Here is a 22,448-nt window from a genome sequence, read left to right as displayed (position 1 = left end):
GCCGCTGTCGTCCCCCGAGCCCTCATGCGTCCAGACTGCCAGGGCTGGTCCGGATCGTCGTCCCCGGAGGGAGTCAGAGGAGCAGGGCGCCGAGGCCCGCGGCGGCGAGGACGACGATCCACGGGGGCACGGTCCAGCGCGTCAGCGCCACGAAGGCGCCGATCGCGAGCGCCAGAGCGCCGGTCGACCCGATGCCCTCGGTCAGCACCGGGTCGTAGAGGGCGCCGCCGAGCAGTCCCACCACGCCGGCGTTCACGCCGGCCAGCGCCCTCTGCGCGACCGGCAGGTGCCGCAGCCGCTGCCAGAACGGGAGCACGCCGACCACGAGCAGAGCGCCCGGCAGGAAGATCGCGACCAGCGCGATCGCCGCCCCCGCGACGCCGTCCGGCGGCCCCGCGCCCACCGCGCCGAGGAACGCGGAGAAGGTGAAGAGCGGGCCCGGCACCGCCTGCGCCGCGCCGTAGCCGGCCAGGAACTCGCTCTGCCCGACCGTGCCGGCGCCGACCGTCTGCGCCTCCAGCAGAGGCAGCACGACGTGGCCGCCCCCGAACACCAGAGCGCCCGACCGGTAGAAGACGGAGGCGAGACCCGCCGCTCCCTCGCCGGTGAGCGCGGCGAGCAGGGGGAGGCCGACCAGGAGGAGCCCCCAGAGGGCGAGGGCCGAGACCGCGAGCGCCGTCGGGATCCGGACCGCGAACCCCGGGCCCTCGTCCGGAGCCGCCTCCTCGCGGCGGAGCCACAGGACGCCGGCCAGGCCCGCAGCCGCGATCACCGCCACCTGCAGCGCGGGCTCCGGGGCGAGGAGGACGGCGACAGCCGCTGCGCCGGCGATCGTCGCGCGGCGGCGGTCCGGTGCGAGCGAGCGCGCCATCCCGAGCACGGCCTGCGCGACGACCGCGGCCGCCGCCGCCTGGAGGCCCAGGAGCCAGCCGGCGGAGGCGACATCGCCCGCACCGGCGACGAGCCCGGCGACGAGCACAAGGGCGATCGCCGAGGGGAGCGTGAATCCGCACCACGCGGCGACGAGTCCGGCGAGTCCCGCGCGCTGCAGGCCGACCGCCATCCCGACCTGGCTGGACGCGGGTCCGGGGAGGAACTGGCAGAGCGCGACGAGGTCGGCGTACGCGCGATCGGTCAGCCAGCCGCGGCGCACCACGAACTCCTCGCGGAAGTAGCCGAGGTGCGCGATCGGCCCGCCGAACGAGGTCAGCCCGAGGCGGAGGAACACGAGGAGCACGGAGAGGGTGCCGCCCCGCTGCAGCCGACCCGTCTCCGACACAGGGGGCATCCTGCCAGACGGCGGTGTCCGGCACGCGTCGTGTCACCGGAAAAGGGACGACAATCGAGCGGATAAGCGAATTCCCCGCCGATTCTCTTCTCCACGGATAAAGCCGGGGAAAAAATATCGGACCGCTTCTCATCCCCTCTGTTAGCCTGATCCGGCTTCCCTGTCTTCTTCGAGGAGAAGGTGATCCGAATCGGTCGCGCGAGCAATGCCGCTCCTTCACCGAACGCCTTCTCCTCCTCTTTCGATCGGTGTACCCGGAACGGTGACGATCGGAAAGGCGATCTCTTCCGTGACTCCTCAGGACACTGCCGTCGGCGACTCCGCCGACTCCTCCCGCACTGGCTCCCGATCGGGCGTCAAGGCCCTCTCCGCTCTCTCGCGCCGCACGATCCTCGCCGGATCCGTCGCCGGCGTGGGCGCGATCGCGTTCGCGACGCCGGCCCTCGCGGGCGGCGACCTCACCGCGGTGCCCCGACTGCCCGGCGAGGTCTCGCGCCTGTCCACCGCCACGTCGAAGACGGGCGGGAAGCGCTACGAGATCATCGACGTCGTCGTCGCGGGGGACCGGGCGCGCCTGTTCGTGCCGCACGCGACGCCTCCGTCGCAGACCAGCGGTGCATCGATGCTCTGGTACTACCACGCCCGCAACGGCACCCACACGGCGCTCTCGAGCGCCTTCGCCTACTCCGCCGACCTCGCCGTGGACCGCGGCATCGTCAGCATCTGCCCGACCTACGGCGGCAGCATCTGGTCGAGCCCGCGGGCGATCGAGATCCAGGCCGCGGTCGCCGCCTGGGCCTCGTCGGTGTGGCGGATCGACGCGAGCCTCCTGCGGTCCGATTCCGGGGGCGGGCCGCTCCTGGCCTGGGCCTACGGGAAGCGGCTGGTGCCGAACATCCGGGGAGCGTACCTCTGCAGCAGCTCCTACGACATGGAGGAGCGCGCGGCGAGCGAGCCGGACAAGATCGGCCCCGAGTACGCGGACGCCGCGGCGATCGCCGCCACCAACCCGGCGCGGCTGCCCGCGTCGGTGTGGCGCGGCGCCCGGCTGAGGATCACCGGATCTCCCGACGACGTCATGGTGCCGCTCGCCCTGCACGGCGCCGCCCTGCACGCCGCGGCTCTGCCCCTGGCGAAGGAGGTGACGCTGCGCACCCACCCGGGGGAGGGCGCCGACGGCCACAAGGTCCCGAGCTTCACGAACAAGGAGATGATCGACACCTTCCAGCGCTGGATCGCCGAGGGCCCCGTGCCGCAGACGGAGCCCGAGCCCGAGACGCCGCCCGTGTCCACGCTGCCCGGCGCGGGCACCTACGAGAACGGCGCCGCGCAGATCGTCACCACCGGCACCTGGACGACGCTGAAGGCCACCGCGGACAGCGGCGGGAGCATCGCCTACTCGACCAGCTCCGGCGCCTCCGCGACACTCGCCTTCACCGGCACGAGCATCGCCTGGATCAGCCGACTCACGTCGTCCTCCGGGATCAACGACGTCGAGCTCGACGGCGTGAAGGTCGCCTCCGTCGACCGCTACAGCGCGTCCACCCGCTCGAAGCAGACGGTGTGGAGCAGCGGACAGCTCGCGGCCGGGCCGCACACGCTGACGATCCGCCGGGGGAGCAGCCGCAATCCGGCCTCGACCGGCAGCAACCTGCTGCTCGACTCCTTCGTGGTCGGCGACGCGACGCCTCCGCCGGCGACGACCCTGCCCGGAGCGGGCACCTACGAGAACGGCGCCGCCCCGATCGTCACGACCGGCACCTGGTCGACGCTGAAGGCGAGCACGGACAGCGGCGGCAGCATCGCCTACTCGACCACCGCGGGCGCCTCCGCCACCCTCGCCTTCACCGGTACCAGTGTGAGCTGGATCAGCCGCCTCACCGGCTCGTCCGGCATCAACGACGTCGAGCTCGACGGAGTCAAGGTCGCGTCCGTCGACCGATACAGCGCCGCGACGCGGTCGAAGCAGACGGTCTGGAGCAGCGGACAGCTCGCGGCCGGGCCGCACACGGTGACCATCCGCCGCGGGAGCGGGCGCAACCCGGCCTCGAGCGGCACCAACCTGATCCTCGACGCGTTCGTGGTCGGCGACGCCGCTCCGGTCCCCACGGTCACCGTGCCCACGCCGATCGCGGAGTGGTCCTTCGCCGAGAGCGCCGCCCCCTTCGCCTCGGCCGTCGCGGGCGCTCCGGCGCTCCGGCAGGGCGCGGGCTCTTCCGCCCGCGCCGTCGCCACGCCGTTCGGCACCGGAGTCGCCCTCAACGGGACGACGGACCACCTGGTCGTCCCCAAGGACGAGGTCGGCCCGCTCAACCTGGGCGGCTCGACCGGCCAGGTGACGATCGCGGTGTGGGTGCTCAACTCCGACGCGGACGGCGCCTGCATCGCGGGCGTCTGGGAGGAGTCGACGGTCGGGCCGCTGCGCTCCTATGCGCTGTTCAACAACCTCCCCGAGTACGGCGGCTGGGAGCGCGTGTGCATGCACGTCTCGAAGCTCGGCGGGCCGACGCCCGGCTACCCGTACTCGCGCGACTACTCGGTGGAGCCCCGCCGGATCACGCGCGGCGTGTGGCAGCTGCACGTCGGGACGTACGACGGCGCAGTCGCGGTCTCGTACCTCGACGGCGCCGCCACCGCGTACCCGGTGTACACCGACAAGCTCGGCGCGACCTACGCCAAGAACCCCTACGTCTACCCCGACGGCCTCAACGCGGCTCAGGGCGACTTCGTGGTTGGAGCGGTCGGCCGGGACGGCACGATGATCAACCGCTTCGCCGGCTCCCTCGCCCGACTGCGGGTGTGGGACCGGGCGCTGACCGCGGAGCAGGTGAAGCAGCTCTACTCGGCCGAGAAGGGCGCTCTCGGCTGACGACCCGAGGGCGGTGACACGAGTCCGAGAAGCGGATGATCCGCTTCTCGGACAAGGCCGTGTGAGCAATAGCCGGTGTCCCTCTTTCGAGGATGATTTTATCGGCTGCATTCGGATCTGCGGGCGGCCGCTCCACTGCTGCTCCGCCGTTCTCCGCCGCCTGTGTCCGCTGCGCGGGATTCCGCGCTCACGCGGACGTGCTCTCCCGGAGGGGCGGACCGGGAATTCATCGCCCGGCGGCCGCGCAGCCCTGTCCCGGATCTCGGAGTGCGGCCCCGCGCCAGATGCGCACCGGCGCGACCACCTCCCAGCCGAGGGTGAGGTAGAGGGCGCGGCCGTCCGTGCTGGCGACGAGGAGACCGCTCCGTGCACCCTCGGACCGGGCCCAGGCGATGAGGGCGTCGACGACCCGCCGTCCCAGCCCGCGTCGGCGGAACCGCGCATCGGTCTCGATCCGGTCCAGGACCGCGACCGTCCCGTGCACGGCGGCGGTGCCCTGAGCGGCGACGACTCCATCGACCAGCAGCCGGACGCTCGCCACTCCGTCGGCGGCCTCGAGCACGGCTCCCGCGAGCAGGGCACCCTCGGCGGTGCGGCCCGGGCCGAGGAGCGCCGCCATCAGGCTCTCGTCGCCCGACACGAGCTCCAGCCCGGCGGCGGGCGCGAGGCGGGCGTCGTCGCCCAGGCCGATGACCGTCAGCCACTCCCGGGGCCCGGCCGTCTGCTCGGCGCCCGCCTGCAGCGCGGAGGGCGACGGATCGACCAGGATCCGCTCCCGCGTGCGCGACTCCGCTCCGACATCGACCAGCCATGCCCCGTCCTCGCGGACGCGCTGCACGCCGCGTGCCCGGCACCAGCCCTCGACCCAGTCGTCCACCCGCTCCGTCGTCGTGATCACGCCCCGAGAGTAGCCGCGACCGGACGGGCGCGACCGTGGAAGCGGGCTCTCCCGGCGGTGGCCGTCGTTCCCCGCCAGGACCGCCCTCGCCGCGGATCGCACCCCGCGCACCGCGATCCGCCGGGTCCTCCCGTTGTCGACCTCAGTGCCACGGCGCCGTCCCCGGCCCTACCGTCGGCGCGAGACATCCGCTGCACCGCCGGGACCCTGACGGCCGTGCCGAGAGTGAGGGGCCGATCCGATGCCCAGGCAGGACGGCGACCCGCGGAGCACCACCCGAGTGCTGCGCGAGCTGGTCGCCGCGTTCGAGGATCCCGGGGCCGTGCACCCGGCGCTGGCCCGGCAGGTGCGGAGCGCCGCCCGCGAGCTGCTCGGCGCGTCGGAGCGGGAACCGCTGCGCCTGCGCGTGCGGATGCCGACCCTGATGGTCCCGCGCTCGGTCGTGGTCGAGGTGCCCGATCCGCCCCCGGTGCCGCCCGCCGCGCTCTGACCCGACGGCGCTCGTACACTCGGACGATGCGACACGGCATCGTCATCCTCCCGCAGGACCCGTGGGCCGAGGCCCGCCGGAAGTGGCAGTCGGCCGAGGGCCTGGGCTTCGACCACGCGTGGACCTACGACCACCTCTCCTGGCGCTCCCTCGCCGACGAGCCGTGGCACGCGACCGTCCCCACCCTCACCGCTGCCGCGATGGTGACCGAGACGCTCCGCCTGGGCACGTTCGTGACCTCCCCGAACTTCCGCCACCCGGTGCCGTTCGCGAAGGAGATCGCGACGCTGGACGAGATCTCGGGCGGTCGGACGATCCTCGGGGTCGGCTCGGGCGGCACGGGCTTCGACGCCCGCGTGCTCGGGCAGCCCGAGTACTCGCCCCGGCAGCGGCACGAGCGCTTCAGCCAGTTCGTCACGGCCCTCGACGCGCTGCTGCGCTTCGAGGAGCCCGGCTCGGGCGGCGTGGACCTCGAGGGGGAGTGGTTCACCGCCCGCTCCGCGCGCATGGTGGGCGAGCCCGTGCAGCGCCCCCGCGTCCCGTTCGTCCTCGCCGCGAACGGGCCGAAGGGCCTCGCGCTCGTCGCCGAGCGCGGGCAGGGCTGGGTCACCACCGGCCCGGAGGGAGTGTCGAGCGAGGAGTGGTGGCGGGCGGTCGCGTCCCTCTCCCGGCGGCTCGACGCGGCGCTCGAGGCGGCCGGGCGCGACCGGCGCACCGTCGAGCGCCACCTCTCGCTCGACTCCGGGAGCGATTACTCCCTCGAGAGCGTCGCCCGGTTCGAGGACATGGCCGGCCGGGCGGAGGAGCTCGGCTTCACGGACGTGATCGCGCACTGGCCGCGGCGCGACGGCGTCTACGCGGGCGACGACGAGGTCCTCTACGAGGTCGCCTCGCGATTCTGACCGGGCCTCGGGGGCTCCGGAGCGGTCATCAGACCGCGCGGGCGCTCCCGCGGTCGACGAGACGCGCGGGCAGGAGGCGGATCGACGGCTCCTCGCCGCGGGACGGCTGCTCGATCCGCTCGACGAGCGTGTCGACCAGGTGCGCGCCGAGCTCGGCGGCACCCGTCTCGACGTAGCTGTAGGGGAGCGAGAAGTCGCGGGCGAACTCGGCCGAGTACAGGCTCACGACGGACAGCTGCCCGGGCACGGCGACAGCGCGTCGGCCCAGGATCGCGGGAAGCATCGCGATGGTCCGGTCGCTGTGGACGACCAGCGCCGTGACACCGGGGTTGTCGTCGAGGAACGCCGTGACCATCGGCTCGACGGCGTCGGCGGCGGTGGCGGCCGGGCGCTGCACCAGCTCGATCCCGAGCCGACCGGCGGTCTCGAGAGCCGACTCGCGGAACCGGAGCCCGTAGGTCCCTCCGCGGTCGAAGACGCGCTCAGGAGGGGTGACGAGACCGATGCTCCGATGCCCGAGGGCGCCCAGGTGCTCGATCAGCAGGCGGGCCGCGTCGCCGAAGTCGAGGTCGAAGACGTCCACCCCGGAGGCGTCCGCGGGCACGCCGAGGGCGGCACCGGGCCGCCGCGAGGCGCGCAGGACGGGCAGCCGGTCGTCGTCGTCCGCGACGCTCAGGAGGATCAGTCCATCGACCTGACCGGAGCGCGTGAGCCGGCGGACGGCAGCCGCCCCGTCGGCCTCGGTGGCCAGCAGCACGTCGTAGCCGAGCTCGCGGGCGCGGGCCGTGATGGGGAGCACGTACTCGACCATCGCGGGCGCGAACTCGTCCGGGTCGAAGTGGACGAGCAGGCCGAGCGCCATGGTGCGGCGCGTCGCGAGCGCCCGTGCTCCGGCGTTGACCGTGAAGTCGAGCTCGGCGATCGCGTCCTCGATGCGCTTGCGCGTCTCGGGGGAGATGCTGCGCTTGCCGGAGAGGACGTACGACACCGTGCTGCGCGAGACCCCTGCCGCTTTCGCGACGTCTCCGATCGTGGCCATCTCCACCCCCGCTCGAACCGTGTCGAGAGTGGCAGTGCGGCGCGGCGCACGCAACTCGGGCGCCGCGTCCCCGGCCCGAGGCCGGACGCTGCGGCTCCGGCGCTCTGCTCGTCCACGGCGCGCTCGTCCCCGTCGCGGTCCGTCCGGTCCCGACGACACGCCGACGCGGCCGGGCGCACGAGGTGCCCGGCCGCGTCAGGGCGTTCTGGACGGATCAGCCGCAGCGCGCCGCACCGTAGGCCGGTGCCGTGGATCCGCTCGCCGCAGCGCCGTCGACCGTCCCCGCGATCCGCACGTCGAGAGCGCCGGCTCCGACGCTCGCAGCGCGGGTGCTGAAGGCGGCCGAGACCGTCTTGCCGGGAGCGACCCCGGTGAAGGTCTTCGTGCCCCAGGCCGAGCCGATCGTGATGTCAGCGGCGACCGCGCTGGTGTTGGTCGCCGTCCCCGTGATCGTGACCTTCCCCGCGGTGCAGCGCGAGGCCGCCGTGCCGGTCACCGTCAGGCTCGTGGTCCGCCCGAAGAAGGGCGTGACCGAGATCTTGTCGATGTTGGGCGCGTACTGCGAGGTGAGCAGGACGCCGGGGAAGGTGTCGGAGAGGTAGGTCGTCCCGTCGAACCCCGGGAGCTCCTTCGAGGTGATTGCGATGGTGTTCGAGCCCTTCCTGAGCGTGACCGGCACGCTCAGGTCCCACAGCTGGTTCTGGTGGAACGTGTGCGGGAAGAGCACGCGCTGCGTCACTCCGTTGACCGTGATGTCCGCGTGGCGGGCGAGCGGGTCGGGGTTGTAGTGCGTCGCGGGGGACTGCTCCTCGTTGGAGTAGCGCAGCGTGAGCGCGTACGTCCCGTCCTGCTCGGCCTTCACGTCGCCGAAGGTCAGGGTCGAGTCGCCGTCGCGTCCGCCCCCGATGTTCCCGACGGCCTTGCCGCCCGACGCGAAGGACAGGTCGCGGACCGTGGCGGGGCCGGTGATCGTGGCCGCCTCCGCCTCATACTTCGTCGTCGCGGGCGGGTTCGTGCTCGCTCCGATGACGATCCGATCGACGAGGAGCGTGCCGCTCGTGCCGACGACCTCGATCTTGTTCACGCCGCCCGAGAGGAAGACCTGACGGGTCGAGCTCGCGCCCACCGGCCCGACCTTCACATCGTTCACGTAGAGGTCGCCGGTGCCGCCGCCCAGGGTGTCCACGGTCACGGAAGACGGCGCGTCCTTCGCGGAGTAGCCCCAGACGGTGGTGGAGGCACCGCTGGTGAGCGTCGCCGTGCCCGAGCCGGAGACGCCGGCGCGGGAGTAGTCGGCCGTCGCTCCGTTGTCGAGCGTGCCGGTCTCGGCCTCGTAGATCGAGGTCGCGGCGGCCGCGCTGGGGAGGGAGAGCTCGATCTTGTCGACGATCGCGTCGCCCACGGTCGACTTCGTGCCGGCGAGGTTCTTCGCGGCGAGCGAGATCGTGTGGGTACCGGCGGTCAGCTTCACCTTCGTGTCCGCGTGGTCCCAGACCACGAACTTGTAGGCCAGCGGAAGGAGGATCTCCTGCTCCGCAGCGCCGTCGACGCTCAGGAACGCGTTGATCGGACCCTGCTGGGCGTTGGCGGCGTAGGTGTTGAGGGAGTTGGCGAAGACGCTGAGGTCGTACTCGCCGTCCTTCGGGACGGTGACCGCGAAGTCGAGCTTCAGGTCGCCGCCGGTGCGGATCCCGCCGACGTTGCGTCCGCCCGAGGTGTAGAAGCCGCCGACGTTGGTCGGCGAGCCCTCGGGTCCGTTGAGGTTCCGCGATCCGGTGTAGCGGGCGTCCTCGGCCTCGTACTTCTGGCGGAAGTCGACGGGCGAGGCGGACGGCGACGACGCGTTGGCGCCCGGGGTCAGGACGACCTCGTAGGCGGAGTCGACGTCGAGCGCGGGGAGGGATCCGCCGAAGTCCAGCGAGAGGGCGCCGTCCACGACGGACGCGTCGAATTCCTTCACCGTCTGCGGGGCTCCCGAGTCGCCGACCTGGCCGGTCCAGCGGATCTCGCTGACCTCCACGTGGACCTTCGAGCCGAAGGTGGCGGCCGGGATGCGCTCGAACGCGACCTTCTGCGAGCCGCCGACGCCTCCGAAGAGGGCTCTCGCCTGCTTGGCCGCGGTGTCGAGGGTCGCGACGCCCTGGAGGGTGTAGCTCTGGCCGGGCTTGGGCGGCGTGACCGCGACGGTGTCGCCGGTCATCGAGGCGTAGGCGTTGAGGAGCCACCACTGGCCGTTGGCGCGGTTGGCCTGCACCGCGGAGTCGGAGAGGTTGCCGTCGATGTTCCAGTAGGCGATGTCGCCGTCGACCTTCTTGTCCTCGAGCGCGCTGATCCACTGGACCATCTGGCCGGGCACGGAGGTGTGGTAGTTGAAGGCGTACTCGTTGAGGTTCACCGGCAGGTGCTTCCCGGCGTAGGACGTGCCCGCGTACAGCTCGTCCTCCCAGGCCCGGAAGCGGTCGACGTTGGTGCGGATCTCACCCGGGGCGCTCAGCTCGTGCCAGGTCATCACGTCGGGGACGGTGTCCTGCTCGAGCGTGTGGGTCATGAACCCGCGGACCTGGTCGTAGAGGACGCTGGTGTTCGGTCCGGCGATGCGGGCGTCGGGCATCCGGTCGCGGATCAGCGCGTAGGTGCTGTCCCAGGCCGCGAAGAACGCGGTCGGGTCCTCCAGCCAGCTCTTCCCGTCGTAGCTCCACTTCCCGTTGCCGAACATGTTGCCCTCGGGCTCGTTGAACGGCACGAACACGATGTTGTCCTGGTACTCCTCCGGGAGCGCGAGCACCTGGTCGACCTGCGTGGCGATCTTCGCCTGGTAGTCGGCCAGCTTCTCCTGGGGAGTGCTGCCCGGCCACTCGTAGGGGAAGCCGCGGTAGATGTCCGTCATGTAGATGTAGGTGTCGCCGTCCGAGGTGTCGGCGACGGCCTTCGCGACGCTCAGCGCGTCCGCGCCCGGATGCTGCGGCCCGTCCTGCGCCTTGGTCGAGACCGTGCGCAGGTCGATCCCCTCGAGGAGGTTGTCGGAGGGGAGGCCCTCGCCGTAGACCCCGTAGAGGGTGCCGGACGCGCCGCCCATGAACTCGCCGGTGCTCGTGCCGAGGTCGATGGTCATCTCGTCGAGGGCGCGCACCGTGACGGTCGCCGTGACCGCGGTGCCGAGGCCGGTGACGGTGCCCTTCACGGTGAAGGTGCCGCGCTTCGCGTAGGCGGAGGCGGGGACGCTCTCCCAGGTGACCGGGGCGTCGCGGTTCACGCCGTCGGAGTAGGTGGCGGGGACCCCCGGCAGGGCCGGAGCGACGCCGATGCCGGTGGTGACCGCGACGCTCGTCGAGAGAACGCCGGTGACGGCCGGCGCGGCGTCGCCCGCCAGACCCCGGACCTGAGCGGCGGTCAGAGCCCGGTTGTAGACGCGGAAGTCGTCGATCGCTCCGTCGAAGTAGGGGTGCACGTTCCAGAGCGCCCGGCCGATGTTGCCGCTCTTGGAGGCGGAGGCGGAGTAGAGCTGCTTCGCGAGGTCGACGGAGGCGGGAGCCGTCGCGACCTGCAGACCGTTGAGGTACAGGGTCACGGTCGTGCCGTCCATCGTCGCGGTGACGTTGACCCACTGGTCCTTCTGCAGCGGCGAGGAGCTGGAGACTCCGGTCTCGCCGCCGTCCTTCAGCTGCTTGATGATCGCGCGGGCGCTGCCGCCGTCGAACGACGGAGCGAAGGCCGACGCGGCGTCGGGGCTGATGCCCAGGCACCACAGCCACTGGAAGCCTCCGGTGCCGGACCACTTCGTCCAGGCGGAGACGGTGGTCTGCGTCACGCCCTGGAAGAGCCCGTTCGGCACGGTCAGGTACGGCGCGGAGGTCGAGTCCGCCGCGCCCCCGGGAAGGTCGATCGCGGTCGTACCGGCCTTCCGACCCGCGACGTACGTCGCTCTCGCGCTGTTGACGACGGTGCCGTCGAGCTTCTTCGACGAGAGGTCGGCGACCGTGGATCCGGACACCTGCCCCTGCTCGAAGTCGTACTGGAGGATGAGCGCGTCGGCGGGGACGGAGGTGTCGGCCGCGGAGGCGGACTCGGCGCTCGGGAGAGCGACGGCGAGGGCGGCGAGTGTCGCGGCACTCAGCGCGAGGGCGAGGGAGCGGGTGCCGCGCCTCGGGGAGGACATCGTTGTCACGCTGGTCACTTTCTGTGGGGACAGCCGGTCGGACGACGGCGGGCGTCGGTCCGGGGTCGGAGCAACAGTGCTTCGAACCGGTTCGACAAAACTAGGTTCCGCGCCTGCGACACGCAAGAGGACCTGAGAAGTTCCTCGTCCGGCTCGCAGGTGCCGGCGGTCGCTCGGGCTCTCGCCGGGACTCGTCAGCCCGCCGGAGCAGCCGTCGCCGCGACGCTCGACGGTGGGCGGACGGGTTCGAGGGAGGCGCGCATCACCGGGGGAGTGCTGCTGATCGGGATGCTCGCCGGATGCACGGCGGGTCCTTCCGCTCCCGTCGACGACCGGATCATCGTCGCCGCGGAGATCGGCGACCGGCCCGCAGGAGGATGTCCTGGACGCGGTCGAGGGGAGCCGCCCGGACTGGCTGAGCCCCGACGGCGTCCTCCCGCGGTGACCCGCGGGACCGCGGCGGCCTGTGCCGCGTGCGGGAGGATGAGGGCATGACGCTCCCTCGGCCGACGCTCCTCTCCCCGCCGCTCCAGGACCGGCTGGCCCGGTGGTTCGACGAGGAGGCGCCGCCGGCCCCCTCGGTGAGCTGGGCCCTGTTCGACCGCAGCGGGCTGCTCGTCCACCACGGCCGCGGGGAGCACCGCCTCGACGGCGACGCTCCCGGGCCCGGGACCGTGCACCGCATCGCCTCCATGTCGAAGAGCTTCGAGGCGGTGGCGGTGCTGATCCTGCGCGACCGCGGGCTGCTCCGCCTCGACGACCGCGTCGCCGACCACGTGCCGGAGTTCACCGACCCGCTCGACACCGCGGGCCGGCCGCTGCCCGTGACGGTCAGGATGCTCCTCAGCAACTGCTCGGGGCTCCCGGAGGACAACGGCTGGGCCGACGACGTCATGGCTCTGACGCGGGAGGAGTTCCTCGAGGTCGTCAGCCGCGGGCTGACCTTCACGGAGCGGCCGGGTGAGGTCTACCAGTACTCCAACATCGGCTTCTGGCTGCTCGGCGTGCTCGTCGAGAACGTGACCGGGGAGGACTTCCCGTCCTTCGCGACGCGGACGATCCTCGAGCCGCTCGGCCTCCACGACACCCGCTACGACAGCGGCGACTACCCCGACGGCACCGACCTCGCGGCCGGCTTCAGCACCTTCGACGACGGAGCGACCTGGGTGCCCCGCCCCGTCACCGGCACCGGAGCGGGCGCCTGCGCCGCGAGCATGTTCAGCACGGTCGGCGACATCGCCCGCTGGAGCGCCTGGCTCTCCTCCGCGTTCGAGGGCGAGGACGGCGCGGACGACGACCCGGTGCTGAGCCGTGCCTCCCGCCGCGAGATGCAGCGCGGCTGGACGCCGGTCCCCGCGCTGAGCCCTCGAGCCGTCGAGAGCACGCTCGACGGCTCCGCGTACGGGTTCGGCCTCGTCGTCGAGCACGACGTCCGCTTCGGCGGGATCGCCCACCACTCCGGCGGCCTGCCGGGCTGGTCGTCGAACATGCGGTGGCATCTGGAGTCGGGCCTGGGGGCCGTGGTCTTCGCGACCGCGAACGGGGCGAAGCTCGCCGCCGCCGCGACGGGACTGCTCCGCGCCGCCCTCGAGGACACCGCTCCTCCGGCGCGGACCATCACCCTCCTCCCGTCGACGCTCGCCGCGGCCGCCGCCGTCGAGGCCGCGATCGTCGCGGGAGACCTCACCCGGGCGGGGGAGCCGGGCAGCGGCGCCCTGTTCAGCCCCAACCTGCTGAGCGATGTGCCGGCCGACGTGCGCGCCCGCCGCCTCGCCACGGCGATCGCGGAGATCGGCGGGCTCGCCGAGGACCCGACCGCGAGGCCGCTGGTGGAGCGGCTGCTCTGGAGCGCCTCCGCGGCGCAGGCGGCCTTCCTCCTGCCGGGCCGCGACGGAGAGCTCGAGTGCCGGCTCGAGACCACGCCGACCGTCCCGGCCCTGATCCAGCGCCTCGAGATCGTCGTGCGCGAGGCTCCGACGGCTGCCCTCCCGGTCGTGCGCTTCTACCGCCCTCGGGCCGGCTAGCGGTCGAAGACGAGGCGCGGACGCGGCGGACCTCGACGCTCCCGCACCGAGAACGGCGGGCGGCCCGCGAGGGACCGCCCGCCGTCACGCTCCCGCGGTCAGCGGATCGTCGTGCTCGCCGTGTCCGCGTTGCTGCGGATGGACGGGTCGGGCGTCTTCGTCGAGAACGCCGCCGCCAGCGCGGTCGCCGTGCCCGAGACGGCCGCCCTCACCGTGATCTTCTCCGACACGGTCCGCCCGTCCGCCAGGCCGGCCCGCTGGAACACCACGACGTTCCCGACCCTGGTGTACGAGCCTGTCGCCGAGACGAACTGCACACCCGCGGGCAGGACGACCTGCGAGACGACCGACGCCGACGCAGCCGGACCGGCGTTCGTCGTGATGAGGGTGTAGGTGAGGGTCCTCCCCTTCACCGCCGAGGCCGGCCCGGAGAGGTCGACGCGCAGATCGGCCTTCGTCGCGACCTGCTTCGGCGAGACCGTCAGCGTGCTCGTCGCCCGAGCCGTGCCCGCCGAGTTCGCGGCCTGGATGCCGAAGGTGGTGGTCCCGGCCGTGGTCGGCGTCCCGGAGAGGCGCCCGGTCGCGTCGAGGGTGAGCCCGGCGGGCAGTGCGCCGGAGACCAGGGAGACCGACGGAGCGGGCGTGCCGCTCACCGCGTAGCGGAAGTCGTAGGCCGAGCCGACGACGCCGGCCGCGACCGTCCCGGAGAGGGTCGGCGCGACCGTCGGCGACGAGACGGTGACGGTGCTGGTGGTCTCCGCGGAGGCGGTGCCGGCGCGGGCCGCCAGCGTGAACGTGAAGGTGCCCGGCGCGGACGGAGTCCCGGTCAGGCGCCCGGCCGGAGTCAGGGTGAGGCCGGACGGGAGCGCACCGGAGGAGACGGCCACCGACGGCGCGGGGAAGCCCGAGACGGTGTAGCCGAAGTCGTAGGGGGTGCCGACGACGCCCGGCCCGGGGGTACCGGAGATCCCCGGTGCAGCGGCGGCGGGGGAGACGACGACGGTGCTGGTGGTCTCCGCGCTCCCCGCAGCGCTCGAGGCCCGCAGGGTGAAGGTGGAGCGTCCGGCGGTCGTCGGCGTCCCGGTCAGGCCGCCACGATCATCGAGGCTCAGGCCGGCGGGGAGCGTTCCGGAGACAAGCGAGACCGTCGGCGCCGGTGTGCCCGTCACGCTGTAGTCGAAGTCGTACGGGGTGCCCACCGTCGCGGCGGGCGGGTCGCCGGCCAGGGTCGGCGCGACCGTCGTCTCCGCCACGGCGAACGTGTGCGGGGCCCCGACGGTGGCGCCGAAGGGGTTCCGCGCGGAGACGGCGAAGGCGTATGTCCCCGCGGTCGTCGGCGTGCCGGAGAGGAGTCCGGACGCGCTGAGGGTCAGGCCGTCGGGGAGGGAGCCGGAGGCGACCGCGAACGAGGCGGGGCGGTCGGCCGCGAAGGTGTACGAAGCGGCCGCTCCGAGCGGCCCGGACGCGGGAGGAGCGTCCGCCGTCAGGACCGGACGCGGGCCCCGGGCGAGCACGTGATCGGGTCCGGCCGCGAGAGCCGTCGTGCCGACGAGGCCGGCGGGGAACTGCAGCTGCCCGGCCGAGCTCCGGCCCCAGCCGACGATCGTGCCGTCGCCCTTCAGCGCGAGGCTGTAGTCGGACGCGGCGGCGATCGCTACGACCCCGGACAGGCCTTCCGGCACCGTGGTCTGGCCGTAGTCGACGACGACCGAGTCGGAGCTCGCGCCCCAGGCGACGACAGTGCCGTCCTCCTTCAGCGCGAGGCTGTGGGTCTCTCCCGCCGCGACGGCCACCACGCCCTCGAGCCCCGCGGGGACGTCGGTCTGCCCGTAGAGGTCCCAGCCCCAGGCGACCACCCTCCCGCCGGACACGGCGAGGCTGTGGCGCTGGCCCGCGGCGATGGCCGTGACGCCTCCGAGGCCGGCCGGGACCAGGCCCTCGCCCAGCCCGTTGCTGCCCCACGACGTGACGGTGCCGTCGCTGCCGAGCGCGAGGCTGTTGTCGCGGGAGGACGAGATCGCGACGATCCCGGTCAGCGCGGCACTCCTCGAGACCTGCCCGTCGCCGTCGTAGCCCCAGGAGACGACGGTCCCGTCGCTCTTCAGCGCATGGCTGCTGTAGTCGCCGGCGGAGACCGCGACGACCCCCGTGAGACCGTCGGGGACGCTGGTCTGCCCGTACGACCCGCGGCCCCAGGCGACGACCCCGCCGTCGCCGTTCGCGGCGAGGCTGTGGGTCCGACCCGCGGCGAGGGAGAGGACGCCCCCGACCCCGGCCGGGACCGAGGTCTTCCCATCGGTGCTGCTTCCCCAGGCCGCCACCCCGAGGACCGGGACGGACGGAGCGGCGACCGCCGCGAGAGGAACGGCGGTGCCGACGAGGAGCGCGACGGCCGCGATCAGCCCGAGCAGACCCCGCCGGAGCCGCCGCGCCGCTCCTGGATCCCGCGGCTGCGACGTGCCGTCCTCGACGGCGGGCGGACGAGGGACGGTGCTGGAGCGCATGTGCTGCCTTCGATCGGGACGGCCCTCATCGGCCGTCCTCGAACCGTGGCACGGCCGTCCCGCCGCTGACAATGTCCTCTAGCGGCCCTGTCCGGAAGAGGGCGCCGCGGAGCTCCGCGGAGGGGACGTAGGCCCGGTCTCACTGCGGCCGAGCGCTCCCGCCGCGGGCCCGTGACGGTCAGCGCATCCCGAGGGACGCCGTCGCGTCCTGACCGCTCAGCGGGGTCGGAACGGGGATCCCGACCCTCCCGCGTACGGGGCGTCCGCCTGGTCGAAGTCCCAGCGGCCCGCGGTGGACGGGCGGACGACGGGCGTCTTCGTCGGGGTCGGCGTCGCGGACGGCGCCGGTGCGGCGGCCAGTCCGGCGTGCCAGCGGAAGATCGCGTCGATGCCGTCCTGGTTCACCCACGACGGCGCGTTGTGGCCGAGCGCGTGCGTCCGGACGGTCGCCTCCCTGGCCGTGGCCGTCGCCTTCTTCACGAGGGCGAGCCCGTGCAGTGCCGGCGGCACGCTCGGGTCCGGGTGGGCCGTGTCGGACACCACCGCGCGGATGTTCGCGCCGGCCCAGGCGGAGGCGGGCAGCCGCTTCGGGTTGTGGGAGTCGATCTGAGCGGTGCTGCCGCCGAAGGCACCGCCGATCGAGAAGCGGCCCCGCGCCGTGCGGTCGTGGGTGTCGCGGAGGTCGTAGACGCCGTTGACCAGGTAGACGCCGTTGATGCCGGGGAAGACCCGCGCGCCGTAGTCCTCGCAGGCGAGCGCGCCTCCGGCCGACATCGCCCAGAGGTAGCTGGCGGCGATCGGGAACTGACCGGATAGGTAGGCGTAGCCGTTCCGCTGGTGCTTCTGCGCGGTGTCGTTGGTCCAGATCGTGCCGCCGAGCGTCTGGCAGATCGCGATGGCGCCCCGCTCGACGGCGAGCTCGGCCGGGTACGCGAAGACGCTGGACAGCGAGGTGTGGTCGGCCTGCGCGGAATGGATGAACCAGATCACCGGAACCGCCGCCGCCTGCCGCGGCTTCACCGTCTGCGGCACGAAGATCCGCGCGAGGTCGCCCGCGATCGAGACCGTGAGGACGTCGTAGAGCACGCCGCGGTTCTTCGTCCTCACGTTGATCGTGCGGGTCCTCTCCCCGGGCAGGCCGGGCACGGGGGAGGCGGCGGCTGAGGCGTCCGGGAGCGTCGCCGCGCCCAGAGCGAGGGCACCCGAGAGGGCGCCGCCGACGACGGTGCGCCGCCGGAGGCCGGGAGCTGGGGAGGGTGGTCCTGCGGAATCGTCGGGGGACACGGGATCTCCTCGTGCAGGGACCGCGGGCCGACGAGGTCGGCGGAGCGGTCCGGATCGGCGGGGGGGTGTGCCCACAACGCTAGCCGGAGGACCGGCCGGACGACCCGTCGATGCGCGCCAGTCGCGGGACGGCGGAGGGACGACGCCGCACGGGCGGAACGTTCGGCGGCTCGGCGACCGCATCGGCTGCGGATCGAGGCGCTGCGGAGGCGAAGGAGACGCCCGTTCCTGATCGCCCGCCCCGCCGGTTCCGACCCTTTCGCCCCGTTCGGGAGCGCTTCCCCGCACCGGTCTGGCCCCCCGGTGTGAAGGCTCCCAGGTTCCTCGCGCTCGTCGGCGGACCGGTGCCAGCGTGAAGGGACCGAGAAGCAGAAGGAGAAACGATCATGACTCTTCGACGAACTCTTGCCACCCTCGCCCTCACGGGCGCCATCGCCTCCGTCGGCGTCGTCGCTGTCGCGACGCCCGCCTCCGCGGCCGAGGTCGCGAACGGACAGTACGTGAACGCCGCGAACTACGCGTGCGGAGCCCAGGAGGTGGCCACCGGCGCCACCCTCGGACCCGAGGGCGTTCTGCGCCAGCGCGCTCTCGTCTTCCGCAACTGCGGGTCGAGCACGGTCGAGCGCAAGGCCGACATCATCGCCGACTTCGACGGCAGCTGCTACTCCGTCGCGCCGGGCAAGGCCCGAGTCCTCGACGCGCTGTTCGTGGCGGCGGGACGCAACACCTACCGCGCATCCAAGGCCTGCTGAGGTCGCGTGCTCCGCCGGAGGGGCGGGTCGGGGACATCCCCGGCCCGCCCCTCCGGCTGTCCGGAACGACCACCGTCCGGAACGACCACGCCGTCCGACCTGTCCTCCCGTCGACCCGCCCGAGCATCACTCCAGCACAGGCCCCAGCTCCGCCAGGACCTCCGCGACCCGGGCCCGCGCCCGTGCATCCAGCCCGCGGACCGGACGCGGGAGGCAGTGCGCCTCGGCGAGACCGAGCTGCTCCGCCATCGCCGCGACCACGCGGTAGCTGCCGCCGTGCTCCGAGAAGAGGTCCCAGACGGGCTGCAGGCGCGCCGATCCCGCGATCGCCGCCGCCTCGTCGCCCGACTGCGCCGCCCGGGCGATCGACAGCGCCGTCCGCGGGAAGAGGCCGCCGATCACCGAGTACCAGGCGTCGCAGCCGCCGAGCAGCCCGCGCGCACCCGCGGCGTCCCCCGAGACCCCGACAGTGACCCCCTCCGGCACCCGCGCCCGGATCTTGCGGACGCGCGCCGCCGCGGCACCCGGTCCCTCCGGCACGCCGGGGATCTTGAGGGAGGCGACCTGCGGCAGCCGGGCGACGGCCCCGTAGAGGTCGTCGGAGAAGGAGAAGCGCGTCGTCCCGGGGTTGTCGTACACGACGAGCGGCACCGAGAGCTGAGCCGTCACGTCCTCGTAGAGCCCGAGCACGTCCTCGTCCGTCAGCGGCTGGTAGCCGAGCGGCGCCAGGAGCACCGCGCTCGCCCCGGCGCTCTGCGCGTCCTCGGCGAGCGCCAGCACCTGCGAGGTGCGCAGCGCCCCGATCCCGACCACGACCGGCACCGGGCCGGCGCTGCGGACGGCGATCTCGGCGGCGCGCCGGCGCTCGCCGCGGTCCAGCTACGGAGCCGAGCCGGTCGAGCCCAGTGCGCCGATCGAGTCGACTCCCGCCCGCGCGAGCCGCTCGACGAGAGCGGCGAACGACCGCTCGTCGATGCTGTCGTCGCGGAGCGGAGTGAGGGGGAAGGCGCTGAGTCCGGTGAGCACGTCGGTCCGTTCGCTGGGGGCGGGAGGGGCCCGGCCAGTCTCCCCGGCGGCAGGGGCCCGGTCGAGGCCAGAACCGCCGGGGGCCGGGGGACCAGCCGTCACTCCGCGTCGAGCACCACTCGGGAGTGGAGTCCGAGCCGGTCGAGGAACGCCTCGTCGTGGCTGACGACGACCAGGCCGCCCCGCCAGGCGGCGAGAACGTCGACGAGGTGGTCGGTCGTGGCGAGATCGAGATCGTTCGTCGGCTCGTCGAGCACGAGCAGCTGCGGAGCGGGCTGCGCCAGCACGAGCCCGGCGAGCGCGACGCGGAACCGCTCGCCGCCCGAGAGCGACGCGATCCTCCGATCGACCACGTCGCCGCGCACCAGGAGCCGCGCGAGGGCGTTCCGCAGCTCGACCGCCGGACGATCCGGCGCGGCCCGGGAGACGTGCTCCCGCACGGTGGCCTCCTCGTCGAGGAGTCCCTCGCGGCGCTGGGGGAGCCAGCCGACCCGCTCCGTCAGCGCTCGGGCCGTGGTGCCGGCGAGCGGATGCTCCCGCGCACCCGGCGCCCCGACGAGGTGCTCGAGCAGGGTGGTCTTCCCCGTCCCGTTCGCACCGACCACCGCGATCCGCTCCGGCCCCTGCAGCACCGTCGTCCGGCCGCGCACCGTCAGCTCCGCCAGGCGGCGCCCGGCCGCGACCCCGGGGTCCGGCAGGTCGAGGCGGACCCGGTCGTCGTCCCGGACTGCCCGCGACGCGGCGTCGACCTGCTCGCGCGCCCGCGCCTCCGCGGCGCCGTGCCCGGAGCGCAGCCGTCCCGCGGTCGCCTCGGCTCGTCCTCTCCGCGCGTTCGCGAGGATCGCGGGCATCGACTCCGCCGATCGCGCCCCCGCCCGCGCGCGGCGGGCGATGGTCGTCTCGGCCTCGATGCGCTGGCGCCGCTCGGCGCGGAGAAGCCGGTCGGCGTCGCGCAGATCGCGCTCCGCGGCCGCCTGCTCGAGGACGAGCCGCTCCTCGAACGCCGAGAACGTCCCGCTGGAGGTGCGGACCGCCCCGTCGCGCAGCTCCGCGATCTCGTCGACGTGCTCGAGCAGCTCCCGGTCGTGACTGACGAGCACGAGCGTCCCGCGCCACCGGTCGACCAGGTCGAGCAGAAGCCCTCGGGAGCGCCGGTCGAGGTCGTTCGTCGGCTCGTCGAGCACGGCGATCGGCCGGCCGCGCAGCCGGACGCCGGTCACGGCCGTGAGGACGGCCTGCCCTCCGGAGAGGGTCGCGACCGGCCGCAGCAGGTCCGCCTCCTCCAGGTCGAGACCGGCGTCGCCGAGTGCGGCGAGCGCCCGGGCCTCGAGGTCCCAGTCGTCCGCGAGCACCTCGAAGTGCCGCGGATCCGCGCCGCCGCGGAGGATCGCGTGCAGCGCGTCCAGGCGCGGCCTGATCCCGAGGAGATCGGCGACGGTGTCGTCGGGCCCTCGCCGGAGGCGCTGGGGCAGCAGGTCGACGGGACCCGTCGTCGAGACGCTCCCGGCGGTGGGGGAGAGGCCGCCCGTGACGAGTCGGACGAGGGTCGATTTGCCGGCGCCGTTCGCGCCGACGAGACCGGTGCGCCCGCGGCCGAACGCCGTGGTGACGCGGTCGAGGACGACGGAGCCGTCGGGCCAGGCGAACGTGCAGTCGTGGAGGACGACGGCGGGCGGGGTGGTGCGGGAAGTGGAGGGCACGGTGCTCCAGGGGTCGGTGTCGGCGCACGACGACCACCGGGCTCCGAGGGAGCAGCGGCTCGCCCCTGAGGGGCGGGCACGGGGGACGTCAGTGCGAGAGCAGCTGCTGCGTCGTGGACGCAGTACCGGTGCTGGAGCGCAGGAGTCCGTCTTCCGTGCGGGGAGCCCCCGTGACCGCGAGCCGCTGGATCGGCCGGTGTGGCGGCCGCACCGACGTCGCGGCTCGCGACGAGGTACCCGACGACCGTACGTGCCCGTCGATACGCGCGCAACCGTGATCGCCTGCTCGTCCGCGGCCTGCGTCCGTCGGCGCCGTCGCGCGGCTCGCGGCGGACGGCTCTCCACCCACGGCGGGACGGCCGGACCGCCCGGGTGTGCACGCTGCTGCCAACCGGTCGAGGGGGTCGCCGGCGGGCCCTCCCGTCGCCGGGCCCTCACTACGCTGAGCCCATGGTGACCATTCGCGACGTCGCGGCCGATGCGGGGGTGGCCCGCAGCACGGTGTCCTACGTGCTCTCCGGCAACAAGAAGCTCCCGGAGGCGACCCGCCTGCGCGTGCTCGCGAGCGTGGAGCGGCTCGGCTACCGGCCCGACCCGATGGCGCGGGCCCTGGCGCTGCGGCGCACGAACATCCTCGGCTTCTTCGCCTCCGTCGATCCGGAGTCGCGGCAGACCGACGTCGACGTCTTCATGCGCTTCGTGCGGGCGGCGATGTACGCGGCCCGCGCCCGCGGCTTCGACCTGCTGATGATGGGCACGGGCGAGGGGGAGCTCGCGCGCGACGTCCTCGCCGATGCGCTCGTCGTGATGGACATCCGCCGGGACGACCCCCGGCTGCCGGTCCTCGCGAGCATCGGCCTGCCGACCGCGCTGGTCGGCTACCCGGGCGAGGGCAGCCCGTTCAGCGCGATCGACCTCGACTTCGACGGCGCGGCGCGGGTCGCCGTCGACCACCTCGCCGACCTCGGGCACGTCGAGATCGCGGTCCTCGGGATGGGCCCCGACGCCTACGAGAGCGGCTACGCCTTCGCCCTGCGGTTCCGCGAGGGCTTCCTCGACCAGTGCCGCCTGCGCGGCGTGCGGGGCGCCGTCATCCCCAGCACCGACGACGTCGACGACTGGTTCGAGCAGGCGCAGGAGCAGCTCCCCGGCCTGAGTGCCGTGGTCACGCACGGGCCGGGCGTGCTCGAGCCGTTCCTGCAGCGCCTCAGTGGCCTGGGCCTGCGCGTCCCGGAGGACTGCTCGATCATGACCATCGCCCCGGAGGCGGTGATGCGGCACGCCGACCAGCCGGTCACCGTGGTGGACCTGCCCGGCGACGAGATGGTCTCGCGGGCGGTCGACCTGGTGCTCGACGAGCTCGCCGGCACCGCGACTCCGGGAGTGACGGAGCTGCTGCCCGCGGTGGTCGTGGACCTCGGCACCACCGCGCCCTTCTCGCCGGGCACCAGCCGGGGCGTCGTCCCCTCGTGGCGGCGGGCGCGCGGCTGACGTCGACCGGGTCGCCGGGGCGTTC

15 protein-coding genes are annotated in these 22,448 nt (G+C 73.7%); 6 read left to right on the top strand and 9 right to left on the bottom strand.

What is annotated here, in order from left to right; genetic code table 11:
* Positions 1 to 73: 73 nt before the first annotated feature.
* Positions 74 to 1,288, bottom strand: a complete 1,215-nt coding sequence (gene chrA, locus C5C59_RS03660; protein WP_104237432.1) for a chromate efflux transporter — start codon at positions 1,286 to 1,288, stop codon at positions 74 to 76.
* A 289-nt stretch (positions 1,289 to 1,577) separates the two neighbouring features.
* On the opposite strand from chrA, the gene C5C59_RS03655 reads away from it, so the two are divergent.
* Entirely contained in the window at positions 1,578 to 4,157 is a 2,580-nt protein-coding gene (locus C5C59_RS03655; RefSeq protein WP_146082793.1) for a LamG-like jellyroll fold domain-containing protein, read from the top strand.
* Positions 4,158 to 4,383: 226 nt separating this feature from the next.
* On the opposite strand, the gene C5C59_RS17440 is transcribed toward C5C59_RS03655, so the two are convergent.
* Positions 4,384 to 5,055, bottom strand: a complete 672-nt coding sequence (locus tag C5C59_RS17440) for a GNAT family N-acetyltransferase (protein WP_219812416.1) — start codon at positions 5,053 to 5,055, stop codon at positions 4,384 to 4,386.
* Positions 5,056 to 5,296: 241 nt separating this feature from the next.
* Between C5C59_RS17440 and C5C59_RS03645 the strand changes: the two genes are divergently transcribed.
* The gene (locus C5C59_RS03645; protein ID WP_146082794.1) at positions 5,297 to 5,545 is read left to right on the top strand and encodes a hypothetical protein; all 249 of its coding nucleotides are present in this window, start codon (positions 5,297 to 5,299) and stop codon (positions 5,543 to 5,545) included.
* Between the two features lie 26 nt (positions 5,546 to 5,571).
* Positions 5,572 to 6,447 carry an LLM class flavin-dependent oxidoreductase gene (locus C5C59_RS03640; RefSeq protein ID WP_104237435.1) on the top strand — a complete coding sequence of 292 codons (876 nt, stop codon included), beginning with the start codon at positions 5,572 to 5,574 and terminating at the stop codon, positions 6,445 to 6,447.
* A gap of 28 nt (positions 6,448 to 6,475) precedes the next feature.
* Here C5C59_RS03640 and C5C59_RS03635 read toward each other — a convergent pair whose 3' ends face one another.
* Together C5C59_RS03635 and C5C59_RS03630 are read right to left on the bottom strand one after the other, a co-directional pair.
* Positions 6,476 to 7,486 (bottom strand): LacI family DNA-binding transcriptional regulator, encoded by a 1,011-nt coding sequence (locus C5C59_RS03635; RefSeq protein ID WP_104237510.1) that lies wholly within the window; start codon positions 7,484 to 7,486, stop codon positions 6,476 to 6,478.
* Between the two features lie 214 nt (positions 7,487 to 7,700).
* The gene (locus tag C5C59_RS03630; protein WP_104237436.1) at positions 7,701 to 11,642 is read right to left on the bottom strand and encodes a LamG-like jellyroll fold domain-containing protein; all 3,942 of its coding nucleotides are present in this window, start codon (positions 11,640 to 11,642) and stop codon (positions 7,701 to 7,703) included.
* A 491-nt stretch (positions 11,643 to 12,133) separates the two neighbouring features.
* Here C5C59_RS03630 and C5C59_RS03625 point away from each other — a divergent pair, with 491 nt between their 5' ends.
* Positions 12,134 to 13,666 (top strand): serine hydrolase, encoded by a 1,533-nt coding sequence (locus C5C59_RS03625; RefSeq protein ID WP_104237437.1) that lies wholly within the window; start codon positions 12,134 to 12,136, stop codon positions 13,664 to 13,666.
* A gap of 98 nt (positions 13,667 to 13,764) precedes the next feature.
* Here the strand turns inward: C5C59_RS03625 and C5C59_RS03620 are convergent, their stop codons facing one another.
* Positions 13,765 to 16,170, bottom strand: coding sequence for a putative Ig domain-containing protein (locus tag C5C59_RS03620; protein WP_104237438.1), 2,406 nt, complete (start codon positions 16,168 to 16,170; stop codon positions 13,765 to 13,767).
* Between the two features lie 216 nt (positions 16,171 to 16,386).
* Positions 16,387 to 17,454, bottom strand: coding sequence for a hypothetical protein (locus tag C5C59_RS03615; RefSeq protein WP_104237439.1), 1,068 nt, complete (start codon positions 17,452 to 17,454; stop codon positions 16,387 to 16,389).
* A gap of 386 nt (positions 17,455 to 17,840) precedes the next feature.
* On the opposite strand from C5C59_RS03615, the gene C5C59_RS03610 reads away from it, so the two are divergent.
* A complete protein-coding gene (locus C5C59_RS03610) occupies positions 17,841 to 18,206 on the top strand; it encodes a hypothetical protein (RefSeq protein WP_104237440.1) in 366 nt (121 codons plus the stop codon).
* 126 nt (positions 18,207 to 18,332) lie between these two features.
* On the opposite strand, the gene C5C59_RS03605 is transcribed toward C5C59_RS03610, so the two are convergent.
* From C5C59_RS03605 to C5C59_RS03600, 3 genes are all read right to left on the bottom strand, one after another.
* Positions 18,333 to 19,085 carry a dihydrodipicolinate synthase family protein gene (locus C5C59_RS03605; RefSeq protein ID WP_308470692.1) on the bottom strand — a complete coding sequence of 251 codons (753 nt, stop codon included), beginning with the start codon at positions 19,083 to 19,085 and terminating at the stop codon, positions 18,333 to 18,335.
* Complete coding sequence (locus tag C5C59_RS17685; RefSeq protein WP_308470687.1) at positions 19,086 to 19,232, bottom strand: hypothetical protein; 147 nt, start codon at positions 19,230 to 19,232, stop codon at positions 19,086 to 19,088.
* Between the two features lie 98 nt (positions 19,233 to 19,330).
* Positions 19,331 to 20,932 carry an ABC-F family ATP-binding cassette domain-containing protein gene (locus tag C5C59_RS03600; protein WP_104237441.1) on the bottom strand — a complete coding sequence of 534 codons (1,602 nt, stop codon included), beginning with the start codon at positions 20,930 to 20,932 and terminating at the stop codon, positions 19,331 to 19,333.
* Positions 20,933 to 21,382: 450 nt separating this feature from the next.
* Here C5C59_RS03600 and C5C59_RS03595 point away from each other — a divergent pair, with 450 nt between their 5' ends.
* The gene (locus C5C59_RS03595) at positions 21,383 to 22,423 is read left to right on the top strand and encodes a LacI family DNA-binding transcriptional regulator (RefSeq protein WP_104222050.1); all 1,041 of its coding nucleotides are present in this window, start codon (positions 21,383 to 21,385) and stop codon (positions 22,421 to 22,423) included.
* Positions 22,424 to 22,448: the final 25 nt, after the last annotated feature.

The organism is Rathayibacter sp. AY1F4 (genome assembly GCF_002931775.1).
Taxonomy (GTDB): Bacteria; Actinomycetota; Actinomycetes; order Actinomycetales; family Microbacteriaceae; genus Rathayibacter.
Note: the sequence above shows the minus strand (reverse complement) of the source record. Positions and strands in the feature narration are given on the sequence as shown.